We start from the raw sequence: 21,541 nt of genomic DNA on the forward strand, positions 1-21,541 counted from the left end.
CCGTTTTCTCTGCCTCACACCGCGCCGGCTCATCGCCGTTGCCGTGTCAGTGGAGGCGCATTATAGGGAGTTCTTCTGGCCTGACAAGACTAATTTTCAAAAAAAAACTCAACCGCTCACATTTTGAACCAAAACCACAATTAATGGCGATTTACCACTCCATTAGGCGATAAATAAAACAAAAGCCCGGCATTAGCCGGGCTTCATCATAAGAATAACGATTACTGGCGAATAACAATCGCCTCGTCATCTGCATCCAGGGTAACCGGTTTACCGGGAACTAAAGCCCCTGACAATATCTGCTGCGCCAGCGGATTCTCAATCATCTGCTGGATGGCGCGTTTCAACGGCCGGGCGCCGTACACCGGGTCAAAACCTGAGTTACCGAGCAATTCCAGCGCCGCATCGGATATTGTGACGGTATAGCCGCGCTCCTCCATCCGTTTGTAGAGCCGCTGCAACTGAATCTGCGCAATTGAAGTAATATGGTTTTTACCCAGCGGATGAAATACCACAACCTCATCAATACGGTTGATGAACTCCGGACGGAAATGATGGCTGACGACACTCAACACCATGTCACGCATCTGGTTGTAATTCATCTCACCGAACCGTTCCTGGATCAGATCCGAACCCAGGTTGGAGGTCATGATCACCACCGTGTTGCGGAAATCCACCGTGCGGCCTTGTCCATCAGTCAGTCGGCCGTCATCCAGCACTTGCAATAGAATGTTGAACACGTCAGGGTGCGCTTTTTCCACTTCATCCAGCAGGATGACGGAATAAGGCCGGCGGCGTACCGCTTCAGTCAGATACCCACCTTCTTCATAACCGACATATCCCGGAGGAGCGCCCACCAGACGGGAAACCGAATGCTTCTCCATGAACTCGGACATATCAATACGGACCATGGCGTCATCGCTATCGAACAGGAACGACGCCAGCGTCTTGCATAATTCGGTTTTACCCACGCCGGTCGGCCCGAGGAACAGAAACGAACCGATGGGACGGTTGGGATCCGACAATCCGGCACGGCTGCGGCGAATAGAATTGGCGACGGCTTCCACCGCTTCGTTCTGTCCAATCACCCGCTGGTGCAACTCCTGCTCCATGCGCAACAGTTTTTCCCGCTCGCTTTCCAGCATCCGTGAAACCGGAATACCGGTCCAGCGGGCAAGCACTTCGGCAATCTCGGCATCCGTTACCCGATTACGAAGCAAGCGCATGGTTTTGCCTTCAACCTGTGTGGCTGCGGCCAGCTGTTTTTCCAATTCAGGAATTTTGCCGTACTGCAATTCCGACATCTGGCCTAAATCCCCCTGGCGTCTTGCCTGTTCCAGAGAAATTTTTGCCTGCTCCAGCGCCGCCTTAATATTTTGCGTGCCCGTCAGCGATGCTTTCTCGGCTTTCCACTCTTCTTCCAGTTTTGAGTATTCGCGCTCTTTCTGCTCCAGCTCGGCATTCAGAATCTCCAGACGTTTCAGGCTGGCTTCATCAGACTCTTTCTTCAGCGCCTGTTGTTCCAGCTTCAGCTGGATAATTCGGCGATCAAGGCGATCCAGCGGCTCCGGTTTGGAATCGATCTGCATACGAATACTGGATGCGGCTTCATCAATAAGATCGATCGCTTTATCCGGCAATTTCCGATCGGAAATGTATCGGTGCGATAACATGGCCGCCGCGACAATCGCCGGATCGGTGATTTGCACGTGATGATGCAGCTCATAGCGCTCTTTCAGACCGCGCAGAATGGCGATGGTGTCTTCAACAGTCGGTTCGGCGACAAACACTTTCTGGAAACGGCGCTCAAGGGCGGCGTCTTTTTCAATGTATTGCCGGTATTCATCCAGCGTCGTCGCCCCTACGCAGTGCAACTCGCCGCGCGCCAGCGCCGGCTTGAGCATGTTGCCGGCATCCATCGCGCCGTCAGCCTTGCCGGCACCGACCATGGTGTGCAGCTCGTCGATAAAGAGGATGACGTTACCTTCCTGTTTGGACAGGTCGTTCAGCACGCCTTTCAGACGTTCCTCGAACTCACCGCGATATTTGGCTCCCGCCACCAGCGCACCCATATCAAGCGCCAGCACGCGTTTATTCTTCAGCCCCTCAGGGACTTCGCCATTGACGATACGCTGCGCCAACCCTTCAACAATGGCGGTTTTCCCGACGCCAGGCTCGCCGATCAAAACCGGGTTGTTTTTGGTTCTGCGCTGCAGCACCTGGATAGTGCGTCGAATTTCCTCATCACGGCCAATCACCGGGTCCAGCTTGCCCTGTTCGGCACGCTCCGTGAGATCAATCGTGAATTTTTTCAGTGCCTGACGCTGATCTTCGGCGCTCTGCTCGTTGACCTGCTGCCCGCCGCGAACCTGCTCGATAGCCTGAGTGACATTCTGTTGAGTGGCGCCTGCATTTTTTAGCAGATCACCCAATGCGCTGCGCGATTCAAACACCGCCAGCACGAATAATTCTGAAGAAATGAATGTGTCGCCCTTTTTCTGCGCCAGCTTGTCGCAGATATTGAGCGTCCGTACCAGCTCGCTGGACGGTTGAACATCGCCACCGGTGCCTTCCACCTGTGGTAATCGGCTGATTGCCTGTTCAATTTCACTTTTAAGACGGCTCACATTTGCCCCAGCTGCTGTCAATAACGGGCCGACGGTGCCCCCTTCCTGATTCAGAAGGGCACTCATCAAATGCAGCGGCTCAATGAATTGATGATCTCGTCCGAGGGCGAGAGATTGGGCATCAGCGAGGGCAAGCTGGAACTTATTGGTAAGACGATCCAGACGCATAACTCCTCCCATACATACTGGTCAAAATTGCTACTGGAGATTAAGTGAGGTCATCCCTCAAAAATTCAAGATGATTTTGCCAGTAATAATAGAAGGAAAAACGTTAATCCTCCGGATCGTCTTAATTCAATAGGTTATATCAGCCAAATCAAAGTTGCCATACGTCCGGTTGTTCCATCGCGTCGATAGGAGAAAAACCGGCCGGCGTCGCTGACCGTACAGTCGTCGCCGCCGAACACCTGGCTGACGCCAGCGGCCTGTAAACGTAAACGGGCCAGTTGGTAAATATCGGCGAGGAATTTACCATTACGGGGGATAAAAGCGCAATCGGCGGCGGGGTCGCCCTGCATAAAAGCCTCACGGACCTCACCCCCGACTTCAAATTGCTGCGGACCGATCGCCGGCCCCATCCATGCCAGAATGTCGGCCGGGCGAGCACGAAAATGACGCAGCGTCTGTTCCAACACGCCGGCCTGCAAGCCACGCCAGCCGGCATGCGCCGCCGCCACTTCGCGTCCATCAACAGAGCAGAACAGAACCGGCAGACAATCGGCGGTCATTACCGCGCATACCCGATCCTTACGGGTGGTATAAGCGGCATCGCCCGTCAGTGACGCAGGCGATGTCTGATCAAGGTTAATCACCTCTGTGCCATGCACCTGTTCCAGCCAGTGCGGCATGACCGGCAATCCGGCCGCGGCAACCAGACGTTGCCGGTTATCCTGCACATGCAGCGGATCGTCTCCCACATGATTACCCAGATTGAGCGAGTCATACGGCGCGCCGCTGACGCCGCCAAGACGAGTGGTGCTACAGGCCCGTACCGTCGCCGGAGCAGGCCAGTCGGGTATTAACATCATGTTGTCAGACGCCATGCCATCACCAGTCAAGTTGATCTTTAAACGCATCGGTATCCGCTTTCAACGCGGCAATCAGATCCACCATATCCTGCGGCAAGGGAGCATGCCACTCCATCTCGATACCGCTGATAGGATGATAAAGGCGCAACATGGTGGCGTGCAGTGCCTGACGATCAAAATTGCGCAGCGTCTCGATAAATGCCTCGGAAGCCCCTTTGGGCAGACGCGGACGACCGCCATACAACGGGTCGCCTATCAGCGGATGGTTGATGTGCGCCATGTGGACGCGAATCTGGTGGGTCCGGCCCGTTTCCAGCCGCAGCCGCAGCCGGGTATGTGCACGGAAATGTTCCATGATGCGATAGTGCGTCACGGCCGGTTTCCCCATCGGGTGTACCGCCATGTGCGTGCGTTTGGTGGAATGGCGGGCAATCGGCTCCTCTACCGTGCCGCCCGCCGTCATCGTGCCGATCGCCACCGCTTCATATTCGCGGGTGATTTCACGCGCCTGCAATGATTCCACCAACCGGGTCTGGGCCGGTACAGTCTTGGCCACCACCATCAAGCCGGTGGTGTCCTTATCCAGGCGATGGACAATCCCCGCACGCGGCACATCGACAATCTCCGGATAGTGATGCAACAGCGCGTTCAGCACGGTGCCGTCAGGATTACCGGCGCCAGGGTGTACCACCAGATCGCGCGGTTTATTGATCACCAGAATGTCTTCGTCTTCATAGACGATATCCAGCGAGATCGGCTGCGCTTCCCAGCGGGCGTCTTCCTCGATCAAAGCATCAATAGCGACAGATTCCCCGCCAAGCACTTTCTCTTTTGGTTTATCCACCATCTTGCCGTTAATCTGTACTCGCTGTTCCAGAATCCACGTTTTTATGCGGGAACGTGAATAATCAGGGAACAATTCGGCCAAAGCCTGATCTAAACGTTGTCCAAGTTGGGATTCGGCCACCGTCGCGGTGAGTTGTACTTGTTGGGACATAGTATGCTGCTTCTTATTAACGTTGGGTTTTAACGGCGATGCCGTTTAAAATAATGTACCATTGTAGCTGGTCTTAATCGGGAGCTTAACGGACAGTTTCCCGGAAAAACACTCTGAGGATAATCAAATCGTCATGACGCGTATGAAATACCTGGTGGCTGCTGCCACGTTGAGCCTGACGCTGGCTGGTTGCTCCAATTCCAAAGATGCGGTTCCCGACCGTCCACCTTCAGAACTGTATGCCACCGCCCAGGAGAAACTGCAGGACGGCAACTTTAAAGCCGCCATCACGCAGTTGGAAGCGCTGGATAACCGTTATCCATTCGGCCCTTACTCCCAGCAGGTCCAACTGGACCTGATTTACGCCTATTACAAATCCGCCGAGTTGCCGTTGGCTCAGGCGTCGATTGATCGCTTCATCCGCCTGAACCCGACGCACCCGAACGTGGACTATGTCCTCTATATGCGCGGGCTGACCAACATGGCGCAGGATGACAGCATGTTGCAAGGCTTCTTCGGCGTCGACCGTTCAGACCGCGATCCTCAGTATGCTCGTTCAGCGTTTAAAGCTTTCAGCCAGTTGCTTCAGGGCTACCCGAACAGCCAATACGCCACAGACGGCAGCAAGCGCCTGGCATTCCTGAAAGAACGTCTGGCCAAATATGAGCTTTCTGTCGCACAGTATTACACGAAACGCGGCGCTTATGTCGCAGTGGTTAACCGCGTAGAGCAAATGCTGAAGGACTATCCGGATACGCAGGCAACGCGCACCGCGCTGCCGCTGATGGAAAATGCCTATCGGGAACTGCGATTGACTGCGCAGGCCGACAAGGTGGCTAAAATCATCGCCGCCAACCCTTCTGCCTGAAGAGACGCCTGAAACCCTATTACCACGGCAACTTCGGTTGCCGTTTTTTTCGCCCTGTTTTTTCGATCTATGGCCAGCCATCCTGAATGTAACCGGATAATCCCGCCAATACATCTAATAGATAATGGCACAGCCCTGGCAAGGCGACAAGCGCGCCGCACCGGTTCCCCAAAGCCGCTCACAAATCAATTCACATGACGGAAAAGTGACCAGAAAAGGTGATCAAAATCACCCACTTTGCATCGACTAGGGGTATGCTGAAATCACCCAAGACGGAAAAGGCAGAGAGGTAAGTTTTTATGACTATCAACATTACCAGCAAGCAGATGGATATTACCCCCGCAATACGTCAGCATGTCGAAGACCGTCTCAGCAAACTGGATAAATGGCAGACTCACCTGATCAATCCGCACATTATCCTGTCTAAAGAGCCGCAGGGTTTTGTGGTCGACGCCACCATCAGTACGCCCAATGGCCCGTTGGTGGCCAGCGCCAAACACGAAGATATGTATACCGCTGTCAATGAACTCATCACAAAACTGGAACGACAGCTGAACAAGGTCCAGCACAAAGGCGAAGCCCGCCGTGCGGACAGCTGCATCAAAGATGTCAATCAGCAGGCCCCGGCAGAATAGCAGTACCTGATGACGCGCCCACCGCGTCTCCATTTTTAATGACAGATCCTGTCCGTTGCCTGAAACGCGCCGCAAGGCGCGTTTTTTACGGTTCACGTTTCCTCTTCCCTGATGGAACAACGCTACGCGAGCGCATCGCTCCCGGAGATTTTGTATTGACAGGATGAAAAGGCAACAGTTACCTTAATCAACATTCCCAACAAGGATTTGGTGACATGACGCCACAACCGTTTTTCTTCGTATTCTTCTTTACTCTCCCCGATCCGGGGGGGCGATTTGTCGTGTGAGTAAGAATACGAAGACGAACAAAAAAAGCCTCCTGAATCAGGAGGCTTTTTTATTGGACAGCAAACAGGTACACACCATGACCGATAATCCATTACTGGCGCTGCGCGAGCGTATTACCGCGCTGGATATGCAACTGCTCGAACTGTTGGCACAACGAAGGGAGCTGGCGCTGGATGTAGCGCGAGCCAAACAGCACTCTCATCGCCCTATTCGCGATAAAGAGCGTGAGCGGGATTTACTGTCCCGGCTGGCAGAAGAAGGTAAAAAGCGGCAGCTCGACGGTCACTACATTACCCGTCTGTTCCAGTTGATTATTGAAGATTCGGTACTGACCCAGCAGGCGCTGCTGCAACAGCACCTCAACTCTGGCGCGTCGCATTCCGCCCGCGTCGCTTTTCTCGGCCCCAAAGGCTCTTACTCTCATTTAGCCGCCCGTCAGTATGCCGCGCGCCATTTTGACCAGATTATTGAATGCGGCTGCCAGCGTTTTCAGGACATCATCAGCCTGGTTGAAACCGGCCAGGCCGATTACGCCGTGCTGCCGATAGAAAACACCAGCTCAGGTTCAATCAACGATGTCTACGACCTGCTGCAGCACACCGGGTTATCCATCGTCGGTGAGCTGACCACGCCTATCGACCATTGCGTGCTGGTTGCGGTGGATACGCAATTGGACCAGATCCAGACCGTTTACAGCCACCCGCAGCCTTTCCAGCAGTGCAGCCATTTCATCAACCGTTTTCCGCACTGGAAAATCGAGTACTGCGAAAGCACCGCCGCCGCGATGGCGAAAGTCGCCGAGCTCAATTCCCCGCATGCCGCCGCGCTGGGCAGCGAAGCCGGTGGAATGCTTTATCAGTTACAGGCGCTGGAGCAGAATCTGGCCAATCAGGTGCAAAACATCACCCGATTCATCGTACTGGCCCGCAAGCCGATCGACGTCACCGAACAAGTGCCGGCTAAAACCACCTTAATCATGGCTACCGGACAGCAATCCGGCGCACTGGTGGAAGCGCTGCTGGTGCTGCGCGAACACGGCATCGTGATGACAAAACTGGAATCGCGGCCGATAAACGGCAATCCGTGGGAAGAGATGTTTTATATTGATGTGCAGGCCAATCTGCGCAACGACAATACCCGTAAAGCGCTGCAGGGGCTGGCCGCGATTACCCGCTCGCTCAAGGTTTTGGGCTGCTATCCCAGCGAAAATGTGGTGCCGGTGGAACCGGCATAACCCACTTCGCATCAGTATCCGCCAGGAGCTATGGACTACCCCGTCAATAAAAAAACCACCCTCTCAACGAGGGTGGTTTTTCAGGAAACCATCAAGGCCCTTTGCGCTACTGGCGGATATCGTTCGCCTGACGCAGCAGAGTACGGCTTTCGGCCATGAATCGCCGCGAATAATCACCGAACCAGTGTTCGACTTTCTTGAAGCTGCTGACAAACGCAGCTTTATCTCCCGCTTCCAGCAATGAAATCGCCTCACCAAAACGCTGGTAGTAACGTTTTATCAATGCCAGATTGTTGCCGGAAGACATGATGATGTCGGCATAGAGTTGCGGATCCTGCGCGAACAACCGCCCCACCATCGCCAGTTCAAGCCGGTATATCGGCGAAGAAAGCGCCAGCAATTGTTCCAGCTGCACATTTTCTTCCGCCAGATGCACGCCATAGGCAAATGTCGCGAAATGGCGCAACGCCTGAATGAACGCCATGTTTTGGTCGTGTTCCACCGCACTGGTGCGATGAAGCCGGGCGCCCCACACCTGGATCTGCTCCAGCAACCACTGATAGGCCTCCGGCTGGCGTCCGTCACAATACACGACAACCTGTTTGGCCAGGCTGCCGATATCCGGGCCGAACATCGGGTGCAGCCCCAGCACCGGCCCCTGATGCGCCGCCAGCATCGCCTGCAGCGGACCATTCTTAACCGACGCCAAATCCACCAAAATACAGTCATCCGGCAGTTGGGGCAGACGGGCAATAACCTGTTCGGTGACATGGATTGGCACACTGACGATCACCATGCCGGCATCCGCCAGCAGCGTCTCCGCCTGCGGCCAGTCCTCCTGCTCCAGGATACGTACCTGATAGCCGGACAGCGTCAGCATTCTGTCAAACAGGCGCCCCATCTGACCACGCCCTCCAACGATCACAATCGGGCGCAGCGACGGAGACAACGTTTTAAACCCTTTGTCATTCTCGCTGGCGTAGGACTCCCGCATCACCCGACGCAGAACATCCTCAATCAAATCCGGGGGAACACCCAGCGTTTCCGCTTCCTTACGTCGTGAACTCAGCATCGCTGCTTCCCGATCAGGCGCATAAATTGGCAAACCATAACGGCTCTTTACCTCGCCGACTTCCGCCACCAGACGCAGCCGACGCGACAACAACGCCAATAATGCTTTATCTACCTCATCTATCTGATCACGCAATGCGGTCAGTTCAGCGACCATCTGTTCTTCTCCTTACTGATTGGCGCTTCGCGCACTCAGCTCTTTATGAACCGAGCGCAACAATGTCTCTGTACTTTCCCAACTGATGCAGGCATCCGTCACCGATACCCCGTAACGCATGTCGGCGCGCGGTTGCTCGGAAGACTGATTGCCTTCGTGGATATGGCTCTCCAGCATCAGCCCGATAATAGAACGGTTACCGGATTTGATCTGCTCGATCACCGACTCCACCACCAGCGGCTGCCGACGGTAGTCTTTGCTGGAGTTACCGTGGCTACAATCTATCATCAGCGCCGGATTCAGTCCTGCATCGCGCATCTGTTTTTCACACTCAGCCACGTCTTCCGCGCTGTAATTCGGCTTTTTGCCGCCACGCAGGATCACGTGTCCATCCGGATTTCCCTGCGTCTGCAATAAGCAAACCTGACCGCTCTGATTGATACCGACAAAACGATGCGGCATTGATGCGGCTTTCATGGCATTAATGGCGGTGCCGAGACTACCGTCAGTGCCGTTCTTGAAACCCACCGGCATTGATAACCCGGAAGCCATCTCGCGGTGAGTCTGGGATTCGGTGGTTCTGGCGCCAATCGCCGACCAGCTGAACAAGTCCCCCAGGTACTGCGGGCTATTCGGGTCCAGCGCTTCGGTCGCCAGCGGCAACCCCATGTTTACCAGCTTAAGCAGCAAATCGCGGGCGATATGCAGCCCCGCCTCCATATCAAAGGAACCATCCATGTAGGGATCATTGATCAACCCTTTCCAGCCGACAGTGGTACGGGGTTTCTCAAAATAGACACGCATGACGATATACAGCCGATCGCTCAATTCGGCTGACAGGGATTGCAGACGACGCGCGTAATCCAGCGCGGCATCCGTATCATGAATGGAACAGGGACCACACACCACCAGCAGACGTTTGTCGTTGCCATGAATAATGTCAGCAATGGTTTTACGCGACAAAGCAATCGCCTGCTGCTCCGGCTCATTGAGCGGGAATTTGGCTTTCAGTTCGTCGGGAGTAATAAGAACCTGTTCGGCGCTGATATTAATATTATTGAGCGTGTCTTTTTGCATGATGATGATCCTGTGTGTTCCTTTGGTATAAGGGGAGCGATTTCGTCATTGTCAGTAACAGGTTCACACCTTAACACACAGGTCGTAAATTTTTCAAGCCATAGGTGTAAAGTTAAAATTACTCCCGTAAAACCGGTTAGAAATCACAAAACTGGCTAACGCCTATCGGGCGCGTCTCACCATCGAATACAGTAATTCATTGAAAGCGCTGGACGTTATCAACCTGCCGCCGTTTCTCAGGTATTCAGAGGCAGAGAATCAGCAGATCTGAAATGATTTCACAGCCTGATGATGTTACTGGTGATATTTGGCGAATGCTGATTACGGGCCTTCACAGGACAGATGCTGGCGACCGGTTTAAACCGCGGTAAACCACGTGACTGACGAAAATGCCGACCATCGGTGACGCTACAACCGTAAACAAAATTATACACCGTATTATTCAGCATCATGCCAGCACGTCCCAGCCGCAGCTATCACCGTATGTTGTTGTGTTCGGGAAAGCGGAAACGTATCGTCGCTGAACTGAGTGAAGAACGCCAATCAAGCACAGGGCACTGAAATCATTAAAGGAAAAACAGGAAATTGCGTAATATTAGGCCGTATCTCTTCATTCTGATGCTGTAAAAACAGGTTCAATCATGAGAAACGGTATAGTGTTGATAGGGTTGTTGCTCCTCACCGGCTGCCAGTCCGTTCCGTCGGTATCGCCGACTAAAGGCGAGTCCGATTTCTGGTATGACGCGGGATATAAGGACGCCACCAGCGGTATGGTTGTCAGGGATAACGAGACACTGTCGGAATGGTTTGGCAATCCGGATGTATATCGTCATGCCTATCTGAATGGGTATCGAGCCGGACAGACGGAATGGTGCCACCCCGATAATGTCGCAGCCTGGGGGCGAGCGGGAAAATCCTTCCCGGCTGGCTGTGATGGCGTCAATGACGCAGAAAAGTTGAAAAAAGTATGGCAAAACACGGTGGATAAATAGACTGGTCATAACAGGCCAGCCTGCTGTTTCGCCCCCCACTCTTTGCCCCTCTCCCTGCAAATGACCTCTATTAAGCTCCTGGGTAGATCTGTATGAACCGGCCAGCGTGTCGCTGGCAGGCATCCATCATACTCACGCTCGCCAGCCATTTCAGGCGCGCCCATCGGCAGTCGGTCTGAGTATCCAGCCTGTTTTGTTACCTGCTGAGATGGCTTTCGGATAAATCATCTACCGTTGGTGATAAATCAAACTTATAATAACCTAACTAAATCATAACAATCCGCAACAAACCACTGGCGCCAAATGGAATTGAACGCACACATTCGTTTTGCATTGCCATCATTGCCCTGGTCAGACATTCACCTCATCTATCCACGCAATAAGCTGGCAAACAGGACTTCATTATGAAAAGTACGTCATCGCATTCCGGACAAGGACAACTACTGTCTCATCACCCAAGTTCACCTGATGATCATTACGCTACTCTCGATGCTGTCAGATCAAGAATTCGCCAGGCCGGCGATCTCCCCGGAGCGACGGTGGAAGAGCAAATCGCGATTGCCGAAGAACTGGCGACATTCGACCTCGGGAAATTCCTTCTGGTACACCGGGGGTTGAATGCCTATTGGACCCACCACCTGGTCACTAATCCTTCCGCTTTCGCGACGCGGTCATCCTACAGTGATCTGGAAAAATTGATTTACGAGCGATTACCCGCCGTGCTTGCCACCCGTGAGCGGTTTGGTATTTTCCGCCAGCAGTTACAATCACGCCTACGCGACGGAATGGTATTTGCCTCTGTTCCCTGCGGGCTGATGGGAGATTTGCTGTTGCTGGATTACTCGCATCATCAAGATGTGCGGTTAATCGGCGTAGACCTGGATCTGCAGGCGCTGGAAGCCGCGAATTCGCTGGCTAAACAACAGCATTGCGACGATCGCATCACGTTGCTGCAGTGCGATGCCTGGTCATTACAATTGCCTGAACCCGTGGATGTCCTGACCAGTAATGGGCTCAACGTTTATGAACACGATGATGAAAAAGTGACGGACCTCTATCGGGCATTTAATCAGGCACTAAAACCCGGGGGTACGCTGATCACCAGTTTTCTGACGCCGCCCCCGGTGCTATCGGCAGAATCGACCTGGCAGGTCACCGAGGAAGAGCAGCGCTTACTCCCCTTACAGCATTTGCTGTTCTCACGTATTCTGGAAGCCAGATGGACCGCATTCCGCACCTATGCTCAGACACAGCGCCAGTTGGAGCAAGCAGGATTCAGCGACATACATTTTATTGATGACCGCATGCGGATGTACCCTACCGTGATCGCCCGGAAAATGGAAAACGCCGCATAACGCAAGTAAGGCGCCAAAGAAAAAGGGGTGGCAAATGCCACCCCTTATCGCTTTCGGATGTTGCGAAAGCGTATGCTTAGTTAAGACGCTCTTTGATACGAGCAGACTTACCAGCACGCTCACGCAGGTAGTACAGTTTGGCTTTACGCACAGCACCACGGCGCTTAACGGTAATGCTGTCCACTACCGGAGAGTGCGTCTGGAATACGCGCTCTACGCCTTCGCCGTTGGAAATCTTGCGAACAGTGAATGCAGAGTGCAGACCGCGGTTACGAATTGCGATAACCACGCCCTCGAATGCCTGCAGACGTTTTTTGGAACCTTCAACGACCCATACCTTAACTTCCACGGAGTCACCCGGACGGAACGCAGGTACGTCTTGCTTCATCTGCTCTTGTTCAAGCTGCTTGATAATATTGCTCATAATATGTCTCTTACCCTAGGTAAACTGATATATGGGTTCGTCCGGCGCTGCCGCAACGGCCCCCTAATACTCATGTTGTTCGGACTGATATTCCTGTTGGAATTCAGCCAACAACGCTGCTTGCTCGTCAGTCAGAGCTAGGCTTTTCAGAAGTTCAGGTCTTCTAAGCCAGGTTCGGCCCAGCGACTGCTTCAAACGCCAGCGGCGTATTTCCGCATGGTTGCCCGACAGCAATACCGCCGGCACATCCATACCTTCCAACACTTCAGGCCGGGTATAGTGAGGACAATCCAGCAACCCATCGGCAAAAGAGTCTTCTTGTGCCGAAGCTTCATGACCCAGTACGCCGGGAATAAACCGGGCGACAGAATCAATCAGCGTCATTGCTGGTAGTTCGCCACCACTGAGAACGTAATCGCCGATTGACCATTCTTCGTCAATTTCGGTTTTGATGACACGCTCATCAATGCCCTCGTACCTTCCACAAACCAGAATCATCTTCTGATGTGCGGCGAGTTGACGTACGCCTTGCTGATCCAGTTTGCGACCCTGCGGTGACAGATAAATCACCCGAGCCCCTTCGCCTGCCGCTGCTTTTGCTGCATGGATAGCATCCCGCAAGGGTTGCACCATCATCAGCATACCGGGACCGCCGCCGTAAGGGCGATCGTCCACCGTGCGATGCCGATCGTAAGTGAAGTCGCGAGGACTCCAGTACTGTACGCTCAGCAGGCCATTTTTAACTGCCCGGCCTGTGACTCCATAATCAGTAATGGCGCGGAACATCTCAGGAAACAGGCTAATCACCCCAATCCACATAGCGCCGTTCCACTCATTGACTGCAGACTCTACAGAGTTCAAAAACCAGGATCCCAGTCTACTTCAATACGATGCGTAGACAGGTCAACGTGCTTGATAACCTGTTCAGTCAGAAACGGAATCAACCGTTCCTTGACTCCGTAAGCATCTTTCAGATTAGCTCTTACCACCAGAACGTCATTAGAACCGGTTTCCATCATGTCGATGACTTTTCCCAGTTCATAGCCACCTACGGTGACGACGTCGCAGCCAATAAGATCTTTCCAGTAATAATCACCCTCACCCAGCTCAGGCAGTTGGGCAGAATCCACGACAATTTCGCAATTGGTCAGTAAATTCGCCGCATCCCGATCGTCAATATCTTTGATCTTGATGACCAGGTCCTGATTATGGTGCCGCCAGCTCTCGATTTCGATCGGTTGCCACAGCCCTTTATTCCGGATGAACCAGGGTTGATAATCAAAAATGCTTTCGGCGTCTTCGGTGGATGAAAATACCCTGAGCCAACCTTTGATGCCGTACGTCGACCCCATTTTCCCCAATGTAATCGGGTTGACCGGGGCTTTCGGGCTGAGTTGCTTGCTCATTACCACCACCGCAACAGATTACGCTGCTTTTTTCGCGTCTTTGATCAGCGCGGAAACGCGATCAGAAACGGTTGCGCCCTGACCAACCCAGTGCTCGATACGGTCAAGATCCAGGCGCAGGCCTTCAGCTTTACCGGTAGCGATCGGGTTGAAGAAGCCTACGCGCTCAATGAAACGACCGTCGCGCGCATTGCGGCTATCGGTCACAACGACTTGATAGAACGGGCGTTTTTTAGCGCCGCCACGTGCCAAACGAATTGTTACCATAACATCCTCTTTAGTTAATAAAACAACCGGGCCCCATCGAGGAACGGGGCCCAGTGTCATATAAAAAGCCCGAAGATTTTACTCATTTTGGTGCAAAAAGCAATCTAAAACCATGCATTCACACCACCGACTTTTCTGTTGGGGTCACATTTCCCCGACTTAGCGGCCTGGAAAACCTGGCGGCATCATCCCTTTCATGCCGCGCATCATCTTGGCCAGGCCACCATTCTTCATCTTTTTCATCATGCGCTGCATATCATCAAACTGTTTCAGCAGTCGGTTGACATCCTGCACCTGCATGCCGGACCCCATCGCGATACGTCGCTTACGCGAACCTTTGATGATCTCCGGCTTGGCGCGCTCCTGTTGCGTCATGGAATTGATGATCGCCTCCATTCGCACCAATACCTTGTCATCCATCTGCGATTTCACGTTATCCGGAATCTGCCCCATACCCGGCAGCTTGCTCATCATGCTGGCCATACCGCCCATATTGCGCATCTGCTTTAGCTGATCCAGGAAATCGGTCAGATCAAACCCATCGCCTTTCTTCAGCTTTTTAGCCAGTTTCTCGGCCTGAGAACGGTCGACCTTGCTTTCCAGTTCCTCAATCAGCGAGAGCACATCGCCCATACCGAGAATGCGCGAAGCGATACGGTCCGGGTAGAACGGCTCCAGCGCGTCGGTTTTTTCGCCGACGCCCAGGAATTTGATTGGTTTACCGGTAATATGGCGGATAGACAGCGCCGCACCGCCACGGGCATCACCATCAATCTTGGTCAGAATCACCCCGGTCAACGGCAGCGCCTCGTTAAAGGCTTTGGCGGTATTCGCCGCATCCTGACCGGTCATGGCGTCAACCACAAACAGCGTTTCCACCGGATTAATCGACGCATGCACCTGCTTGATTTCATCCATCATGGCGTCATCGACATGCAGACGACCGGCGGTATCCACCAGCAGAACATCGTAGAATTTCAGTTTGGCGTGCTGCAGCGCACGGTTAACGATGTCGATAGGTTTTTCATGCGCTTCCGAGGGGAAGAAATCGACGCCGACGGTCTGCGCCAGCGTTTCCAACTGCTTGATCGCCGCCGGACGGTACACGTCCGCCGACACCACCAGCACTTTCTTCTTCTGTTTTTCACGCAGGAATTTGCCCAGCTTACCAACGCTGGTAGTTTTACCCGCCCCTTGCAGACCCGCCATCAGCACCACCGCCGGCGGCTGAGCAGCCAGATTGAGCGCCTGGTTGACCTCGCCCATGGCGGTCACCAGCTCGTTCTGAACAATCTTGACGAACTCTTGTCCCGGCGTCAGGCTCTTGTTGACTTCGTGACCAACCGCCTGCTCTTTTACACGGTTGATGAAGTCACGCACCACCGGCAACGCCACGTCCGCTTCCAGCAGCGCCATACGGACTTCACGCAGCGTATCCTTGATATTGTCTTCCGTCAGCCGCCCACGGCCGCTGATATTGCGCAGAGTGCGCGATAGTCGATCGGTTAAATTTTCAAACATATCTCATGCTCAATGTGAAACTGGCCGCTACCGCGACGCGAACAGCGGGGAGTATAACACGAAAGCCAGACCAATCTGCGTGCGCCGGCACGGATAACTGGTTGGTGGCGGTGGCGACTAAGGCTATACTGACCTTTCATTTTACTCAGTTGATAATGAATAACCTATCGTTATGTCTGTCTTCGCCATTGTAGCTTTAGCGGCCTATTTCCTCAGTCTGGGGCTGATTATTCCCAGTCTGGTGCGAAAAAACGGAACCTACCGCCGTCTGGCAGTGGTATCCGCTACGATCGCCCTGGTCTGCCATGCAGTGGCCTTGTATCAGCGTATTTTCGATGTCCAGGTTGGGCAAAACCTGAGTCTGTTGAACATCGGGTCCCTCATCAGCCTGATTATCTGTACGGTGATGACCATTGTGGCGTCACGTAATCGCGGCTGGTTTCTGCTGCCCATCGTCTATACCTTTGCGTTCATTAATCTGGCGTTCGCCAGTTTCATGCCGGGTGAGTTTATTACCCACCTCGAAGCGATGCCTGGTCTGATGGTGCACATCGGTCTGGCGCTGTTTGCCTACGCTACGCTGATGATTGCCGCGTTGTATGCGCTGCAACTGGCGTTGCTGGATTACATGCTGAAAACCAAGAAACTGGGATTTACCGCCGACATGCCGCCGCTGCTGGGCATCGAGCGCAAGATGTTCCACATTACCCAGATTGGCGTCATTCTGCTGACGCTGACGTTATGCACCGGCCTTATCTACATGAACGATTTGCTCAGCAACAAAGAGAACCTGCATAAGGCGCTGTTCTCCCTGCTGGCATGGTTTGTCTACATTCTGCTGCTCTGGGGGCACTATCACGAAGGCTGGCGTGGGCGCCGGGTAGTGTGGTTCAACCTGATCGGCGCACTGTTGCTGACGCTCTCCTACTTCGGCAGCCGGGTAATCCAGAACTTCCTGGCGCATTGACCGCTTCCGCGGCTGACTTTATCCAGCACATAAAAAAAGAGAGCCGCGGCTCTCTTTTTGCTGCACATACGCTGAACGCAATCAGATGTGCAATTCCGCCAGTTTGTCTTTCGGCAATGCCAGATCGTCGTTTTTGTTGACGAGCACGTCGTGATCCAGAATGTGGCGTGCAATGTCCTGCGCTTCGGTCAGGGAATGCATTTCATAGGTGCCGCACTGATATTCGTTCAGTTCCGGAATCTTACGCTGATCGGTGACCTTAAGCACATCAGTCATGGCCGCTTTCCAGGCGTCAGCCACGCGCTGCTCTTCCGGCGTACCAATCAAGCTCATGTAGAAGCCGGTACGGCAACCCATAGGAGAGATATCGATGATTTCCACGCCGTCGCCGTTAAGGTGATCGCGCATGAAACCAGCGAACAGGTGCTCCAGAGTATGGATACCGCGCTCCGGCATGATCTCCTGGTTAGGACGACAGAAACGCAGATCAAACACGGTAATCGTATCACCATGAGGGGTTGTCATGGTTTTGGCCACCCGAACGGCTGGCGCAGCCATACGAGTATGATCGACAGTAAAACTATCCAGTAATGGCATGTTGCCACCTCCTCATGAAAAATTTATTTCTCGTTTCCAGGAAACTTTTCTTACCGGTACCGGTCATAACAAATGAAAGACGCGCATTTATTATCATCATCCCTATTATCAGAGATGTTTCTTTGGCCACCCGATGACAATCGAGTGGCCTTTTCTTTTACCGGCTACGTCACCGGCTACCGGCGTTACTGTCTGGACAGATATGCATCAAAGCTCAGCGTATCTTCCGACTCCAGTTGACGCTGGTGCTGCCATGAACGCTCGCACTCCGAAGTAAACTGGGCTTCAGACAAAATCTCCAGCGGCTCCTGCAACAGTTGCTCGCGGTATTGTCCGGCTAGTTGAAGACCAACGCCGCCGCTGCCATTTTCCAGCATCATCGCCAGAATCCGTGCGGAGAACGTTTTGTCCGGGTCGTCGAACCCTTCCACCAGTTGGTCGCAGACCTGTCGATAGTACGGCTTAGCGTGTCCTTGATCCAACAATTCCGCAACACGCCGCAGATCCGCAAACAGCGAGCGCCCAACCTCAGCAATCGTCTGACGCGTCGTATCGCAGCCCATGCCTACCGTCTGCCCTGGCTTACGGCCTTCCAGAATCACCTGGTTCCAGTTTTTACGTGTGCAGAGCAGTTCCGCTTCGCTCATTTCCGGCGCATCCGCCAGCGCGCACCAAATCAGGAACAGGTCGAGGAATCGAGCCTGTTCGGCGCTGACGCCGGTTGCCGAGAACGGATTAATGTCCAGCGAACGCACTTCGATATACTCGATCCCGCCGCGCAGCAGCGCATCGGAAGGCGACTCGCCCGGACGGGTGACGCGTTTAGGCCGGATCGGCGCATACAATTCGTTTTCAATCTGCAACACATTGGTATTCAGTTGCAGATAACGCCCCTCTTTTTTTGAGACCAATCCCCGCATACTCTTCAGACGGCGTGTGAATCGCCTTTTTCAGCGCTGAAACATAGGTTTCCAGGCTGTTGAAGGTAATACCAAGGTTGCTCTGCGATTTGTTGGTATAGCCCAAATCGCTTAAACGCAACGATGTAGCATACGGCAAATAGAGCATTCCTTTTTCCGAACGCTCAAACGGCAGGTGGGTTTCTTTGCCCTGCAGGAAAGAGGAGCAAATCGCCGGCGAGGCGCCAAACAGATACGGAATTACCCAGCCGAAACGGTAGTAATTGCGAATCAGTTGAAAATACCCGGCGGAAATCGCTTCCTTGCCGCTGATGGCGTCGGTAATGCCATCACGAGCCTGCCAGAATGCCAACGGCAGCGAAAAATTATAATGCACGCCGGAAATGGTCTGCATCAACGCGCCATACCGGTTTTTCAGTCCTTCACGATATAGCGTTTTGAAACGACCAATATTCGAGGAACCATACTGTGCCAGTTCGATATCCTGCCCTGCTTCAATAAAGCAAGGCATACTTAACGGCCACATGCGCTCATCACCCAGATGACGCGCCACATAACGATGAATATCACGCAAAAAGGCGAGAAGGTGATCAATATCCTTGTCAACCGGCGTAATGAATTCCAGCAATGCTTCAGCAAAATCCGTGGTAATCCAGGGGTGAGTCAGCGCCGCCCCCAGCTTCTCCGGATGTCCTGTTTTCGCCAGATGTCCATTTGCCATCACGCGCAGTGTTTCACGCTCAATACCACGCTGGATCCCTTTTATCGACTGAGGATGTTTTTCCAGCCAGGACAGCGCTTTTGATACGTCCGGGATCAAATTGACCTCCCGCTATGAAGATTTAGTCATGTTAATAAGAATAATGGATGGTATATGGGGACAACAATCGTGATTACAACTCACCCGGTTCCCATCGTCCATTTCAGCGTCACGCCGGCCACTACCAGATAGCGCAACGTTTTTCCGATAAAAATACATATTACGGAACTTCCCCAGGGCATCCTTAGCCACCCTGACAATACGCACAATATATCGCCGACTACCGGCACCCAGCTAAATAATAATGCTGCGGTGCCGTAACGCTGCAACCAGCGTCGGGCGGTATTCAATCCTTTTTGCGGCTTAAGTTCGGGTACCAGGCGCCCGACAACAATATTGGTGATCCCGCCCAAGGTATTACCAATGGAAGCGATAACAATCAGCAGCAATGGGCTGGTGCTGTGAGTTAACAACAACGAGACCAGTACGACTTCCGAACTGCCCGGCAACAGCGTCGCGCTCAGGAAACTGCTCCAGAACAGGGAAAAGGCCGCCCAAAACTCGCTCACAGCGTTCTTACGTCAATCACATCCATACCTGCACTGGCGGCAGCCTGAAGACCAAAATCGGCATCTTCAAACACGACGCAGTGCTCAGGGGCAACCTGGATTAATGTTGCGCAACGCAGGAAGGTATCCGGGAACGGTTTATGCCGCTGCACATCATCAGCACCGACCAGCGCAGAAAAATAATCCCGCAGGCCAAGATGGCGCAGCAGACGATCGGCCAAACCATGCGTACTCCCGGTGCCAACAGCCATCGGGCGACGGCCATGATACGCTTTGACGACGTCAATCAACGGCAGTGGCTGTACGGTGTCCATCAGCATGGTTTCGGTCAGGGACGCTTTCTCCGCCGCCAGCTTATGCGGATCAAGATCCGACTGATGCTGGTTGATAATCACCTCGGCAATACGCCATGTCGGCGCGCCGTTCAGCGCTGTCATGGCATCGTTGTCATAGCTCATACCATGCTTTGCCAGTACTTGTTGCCATGCACGGCAATGGGTTGGCTCCGTATCGAGGATGGTGCCATCCATGTCAAAGATGAGGCCCTGATAGCGATCGTACATCATGACTCCGTACCCACCGAAAAGAGACGATTACTTTAACGCAAAGTCAAAACATTGTCGCTTACTCAATAACCTTAGTAAAAACAGTGAAATAGATATATCAGACAGGAAAAATACCAGGAGATTCGATAAAAGAAAAACGATGACCTTGGAAGTAAGCCGGGATGGATTTGAAGAAGATGGTGCATCCGGGAGGATTCGAACCTCCGACCGCTCGGTTCGTAGCCGAGTACTCTATCCAGCTGAGCTACGGATGCATTTTAGAAATCTTTCTGACTATGATTTTACAACAAGAGGAAACAGCATCAGGAGAATGGTGCATCCGGGAGGATTCGAACCTCCGACCGCTCGGTTCGTAGCCGAGTACTCTATCCAGCTGAGCTACGGATGCATTTCAAGACTTACTGCAAACTTCTCTTAAATTGTATAACTGACAGTGCTTTTGTCAGGTAACGCGTCACATTAAATGGTGCATCCGGGAGGATTCGAACCTCCGACCGCTCGGTTCGTAGCCGAGTACTCTATCCAGCTGAGCTACGGATGCATCTTAATGGCGGTGAGGGAGGGATTCGAACCCTCGATGCAGCTTTTGACCGCATACTCCCTTAGCAGGGGAGCGCCTTCAGCCTCTCGGCCACCTCACCGTACCGACTGGTAATCACTGAATTTCGTTTTCATTCAGCGCTCACCTGTCTGCGTGGCGCACATATTACTTTCCCGGACTTATAAGTCAAACAATTTTTCCGATATCAGTTCCGTTTGAACACTTCGCACCCAACAAGAACAGATTAACGACAAAAAGCATGCTTTATCGCCAATAAAACAACCAGTTATTTGCATTCACAACTGCAAATGTCTGGGGGACTATTCATTGGCAAAAAAGGAAAATACAGGGAGCAAACAGAAACACGTGAACAACAGCGCCTCGCCAACACGAGACGCTATTCAATCAATAGGAGGTAGGCTGAGACTTCTCTGCCTGAATACGCTGGTAAATCTCTTCTCGGTGTACAGAGACTTCTTTCGGCGCGTTAACACCGATACGAACCTGATTGCCCTTTACTCCTAGTACGGTAACCGTAACCTCATCGCCGATCATGAGGGTTTCGCCAACTCGACGAGTTAAAATAAGCATTCTTTGCTCCTTGAAAGATTATAAAGAGTCAGGTCTCTCCGTTCTCCCGTCATTATCCATCATGGTTGGGGAAAACGTAAACC

Annotated in this window: 20 protein-coding genes, 4 tRNA genes, 1 pseudogene and 1 other annotated feature; of the genes and pseudogenes, 6 read left to right on the plus strand and 19 right to left on the minus strand. The window is 53.0% G+C overall.

Annotation, left to right across the window (positions count from 1 at the left end; genetic code table 11):
* Positions 1 to 221 precede the first annotated feature (221 nt).
* The 3 genes from clpB to rluD all read right to left on the minus strand — a co-directional run bounded on the left by clpB (position 222) and on the right by rluD (position 4,652).
* Positions 222 to 2,795, minus strand: coding sequence for an ATP-dependent chaperone ClpB (clpB, locus tag DXXMK7_RS15945; RefSeq protein WP_038919939.1), 2,574 nt, complete (start codon positions 2,793 to 2,795; stop codon positions 222 to 224).
* A 134-nt stretch (positions 2,796 to 2,929) separates the two neighbouring features.
* On the minus strand, positions 2,930 to 3,655 hold the full coding sequence (yfiH, locus tag DXXMK7_RS15950) for a purine nucleoside phosphorylase YfiH (protein WP_038921087.1): 726 nt from the start codon (positions 3,653 to 3,655) through the stop codon (positions 2,930 to 2,932).
* Positions 3,656 to 3,674: 19 nt separating this feature from the next.
* The gene (rluD, locus tag DXXMK7_RS15955; RefSeq protein WP_038919940.1) at positions 3,675 to 4,652 is read right to left on the minus strand and encodes a 23S rRNA pseudouridine(1911/1915/1917) synthase RluD; all 978 of its coding nucleotides are present in this window, start codon (positions 4,650 to 4,652) and stop codon (positions 3,675 to 3,677) included.
* 133 nt (positions 4,653 to 4,785) lie between these two features.
* On the opposite strand from rluD, the gene bamD reads away from it, so the two are divergent.
* The 3 genes from bamD (at position 4,786) to pheA (ending at position 7,677) form a co-directional block, all read left to right on the plus strand.
* Positions 4,786 to 5,520: an outer membrane protein assembly factor BamD gene (gene bamD, locus DXXMK7_RS15960; RefSeq protein ID WP_038919941.1), complete on the plus strand. Its 735-nt coding sequence runs from the start codon at positions 4,786 to 4,788 to the stop codon at positions 5,518 to 5,520.
* A gap of 299 nt (positions 5,521 to 5,819) precedes the next feature.
* Positions 5,820 to 6,155, plus strand: coding sequence for a ribosome-associated translation inhibitor RaiA (gene raiA, locus DXXMK7_RS15965; RefSeq protein ID WP_038919942.1), 336 nt, complete (start codon positions 5,820 to 5,822; stop codon positions 6,153 to 6,155).
* Positions 6,156 to 6,369: 214 nt separating this feature from the next.
* Positions 6,370 to 6,497: a sequence feature (Phe leader region), on the plus strand.
* Positions 6,498 to 6,519: 22 nt separating this feature from the next.
* Positions 6,520 to 7,677, plus strand: a complete 1,158-nt coding sequence (gene pheA / locus DXXMK7_RS15970; RefSeq protein ID WP_038921088.1) for a bifunctional chorismate mutase/prephenate dehydratase — start codon at positions 6,520 to 6,522, stop codon at positions 7,675 to 7,677.
* A gap of 106 nt (positions 7,678 to 7,783) precedes the next feature.
* Here the strand turns inward: pheA and tyrA are convergent, their stop codons facing one another.
* Both tyrA and DXXMK7_RS15980 read right to left on the minus strand, forming a co-directional pair.
* Positions 7,784 to 8,905, minus strand: a complete 1,122-nt coding sequence (gene tyrA, locus DXXMK7_RS15975; RefSeq protein ID WP_038919943.1) for a bifunctional chorismate mutase/prephenate dehydrogenase — start codon at positions 8,903 to 8,905, stop codon at positions 7,784 to 7,786.
* Positions 8,906 to 8,917: 12 nt separating this feature from the next.
* Positions 8,918 to 9,982 (minus strand): 3-deoxy-7-phosphoheptulonate synthase, encoded by a 1,065-nt coding sequence (locus DXXMK7_RS15980; RefSeq protein WP_038919944.1) that lies wholly within the window; start codon positions 9,980 to 9,982, stop codon positions 8,918 to 8,920.
* 641 nt (positions 9,983 to 10,623) lie between these two features.
* Here DXXMK7_RS15980 and DXXMK7_RS15985 point away from each other — a divergent pair.
* Both DXXMK7_RS15985 and DXXMK7_RS15990 read left to right on the plus strand, forming a co-directional pair.
* Positions 10,624 to 10,974, plus strand: coding sequence for a DUF2799 domain-containing protein (locus DXXMK7_RS15985; protein WP_038919945.1), 351 nt, complete (start codon positions 10,624 to 10,626; stop codon positions 10,972 to 10,974).
* 404 nt (positions 10,975 to 11,378) lie between these two features.
* A complete protein-coding gene (locus DXXMK7_RS15990) occupies positions 11,379 to 12,329 on the plus strand; it encodes a cyclopropane-fatty-acyl-phospholipid synthase family protein (protein ID WP_038919946.1) in 951 nt (316 codons plus the stop codon).
* Positions 12,330 to 12,405: 76 nt separating this feature from the next.
* Here DXXMK7_RS15990 and rplS read toward each other — a convergent pair whose 3' ends face one another.
* From rplS to ffh, 5 genes are all read right to left on the minus strand, one after another.
* Positions 12,406 to 12,753: a 50S ribosomal protein L19 gene (rplS, locus tag DXXMK7_RS15995; protein ID WP_022634545.1), complete on the minus strand. Its 348-nt coding sequence runs from the start codon at positions 12,751 to 12,753 to the stop codon at positions 12,406 to 12,408.
* A gap of 63 nt (positions 12,754 to 12,816) precedes the next feature.
* Positions 12,817 to 13,572 (minus strand): tRNA (guanosine(37)-N1)-methyltransferase TrmD, encoded by a 756-nt coding sequence (gene trmD / locus DXXMK7_RS16000; protein WP_038919947.1) that lies wholly within the window; start codon positions 13,570 to 13,572, stop codon positions 12,817 to 12,819.
* A gap of 38 nt (positions 13,573 to 13,610) precedes the next feature.
* Positions 13,611 to 14,159 (minus strand): ribosome maturation factor RimM, encoded by a 549-nt coding sequence (gene rimM / locus DXXMK7_RS16005; protein ID WP_033570517.1) that lies wholly within the window; start codon positions 14,157 to 14,159, stop codon positions 13,611 to 13,613.
* Positions 14,160 to 14,177: 18 nt separating this feature from the next.
* Complete coding sequence (rpsP, locus tag DXXMK7_RS16010) at positions 14,178 to 14,426, minus strand: 30S ribosomal protein S16 (protein WP_012768742.1); 249 nt, start codon at positions 14,424 to 14,426, stop codon at positions 14,178 to 14,180.
* Positions 14,427 to 14,585: 159 nt separating this feature from the next.
* Positions 14,586 to 15,947: a signal recognition particle protein gene (ffh, locus tag DXXMK7_RS16015; RefSeq protein ID WP_038919949.1), complete on the minus strand. Its 1,362-nt coding sequence runs from the start codon at positions 15,945 to 15,947 to the stop codon at positions 14,586 to 14,588.
* 172 nt (positions 15,948 to 16,119) lie between these two features.
* Between ffh and DXXMK7_RS16020 the strand changes: the two genes are divergently transcribed.
* Positions 16,120 to 16,914, plus strand: coding sequence for an inner membrane protein YpjD (locus tag DXXMK7_RS16020; protein WP_038666514.1), 795 nt, complete (start codon positions 16,120 to 16,122; stop codon positions 16,912 to 16,914).
* A gap of 81 nt (positions 16,915 to 16,995) precedes the next feature.
* Here the strand turns inward: DXXMK7_RS16020 and luxS are convergent, their stop codons facing one another.
* The 9 genes and pseudogenes from luxS to csrA all read right to left on the minus strand — a co-directional run bounded on the left by luxS (position 16,996) and on the right by csrA (position 21,458).
* Complete coding sequence (luxS, locus tag DXXMK7_RS16025; protein ID WP_013319092.1) at positions 16,996 to 17,511, minus strand: S-ribosylhomocysteine lyase; 516 nt, start codon at positions 17,509 to 17,511, stop codon at positions 16,996 to 16,998.
* Between the two features lie 185 nt (positions 17,512 to 17,696).
* A pseudogene (gene gshA / locus DXXMK7_RS16030) lies at positions 17,697 to 19,251 on the minus strand (glutamate--cysteine ligase).
* 80 nt (positions 19,252 to 19,331) lie between these two features.
* A complete protein-coding gene (locus DXXMK7_RS16035) occupies positions 19,332 to 19,760 on the minus strand; it encodes a YqaA family protein (RefSeq protein WP_038919950.1) in 429 nt (142 codons plus the stop codon).
* Positions 19,757 to 20,323, minus strand: a complete 567-nt coding sequence (yqaB, locus tag DXXMK7_RS16040) for a fructose-1-phosphate/6-phosphogluconate phosphatase (RefSeq protein WP_038919951.1) — start codon at positions 20,321 to 20,323, stop codon at positions 19,757 to 19,759. The genes DXXMK7_RS16035 and yqaB overlap by 4 nt, the downstream gene beginning before the upstream one ends.
* Before the next feature lie 180 nt (positions 20,324 to 20,503).
* Positions 20,504 to 20,580 (minus strand) — tRNA-Arg (locus DXXMK7_RS16045).
* A gap of 57 nt (positions 20,581 to 20,637) precedes the next feature.
* A tRNA-Arg gene (locus DXXMK7_RS16050) sits at positions 20,638 to 20,714 on the minus strand.
* A gap of 76 nt (positions 20,715 to 20,790) precedes the next feature.
* Positions 20,791 to 20,867 (minus strand) — tRNA-Arg (locus DXXMK7_RS16055).
* A 7-nt stretch (positions 20,868 to 20,874) separates the two neighbouring features.
* Positions 20,875 to 20,967: transfer RNA gene (locus DXXMK7_RS16060), tRNA-Ser, on the minus strand.
* 305 nt (positions 20,968 to 21,272) lie between these two features.
* Complete coding sequence (csrA, locus tag DXXMK7_RS16065; RefSeq protein WP_005972168.1) at positions 21,273 to 21,458, minus strand: carbon storage regulator CsrA; 186 nt, start codon at positions 21,456 to 21,458, stop codon at positions 21,273 to 21,275.
* Between the last annotated feature and the right edge of the window lie 83 nt (positions 21,459 to 21,541).

Origin of the sequence: Dickeya sp. MK7 (assembly GCF_000406305.1) — a bacterium.
Classification (GTDB): Bacteria; Pseudomonadota; Gammaproteobacteria; order Enterobacterales; family Enterobacteriaceae; genus Dickeya; species Dickeya fangzhongdai.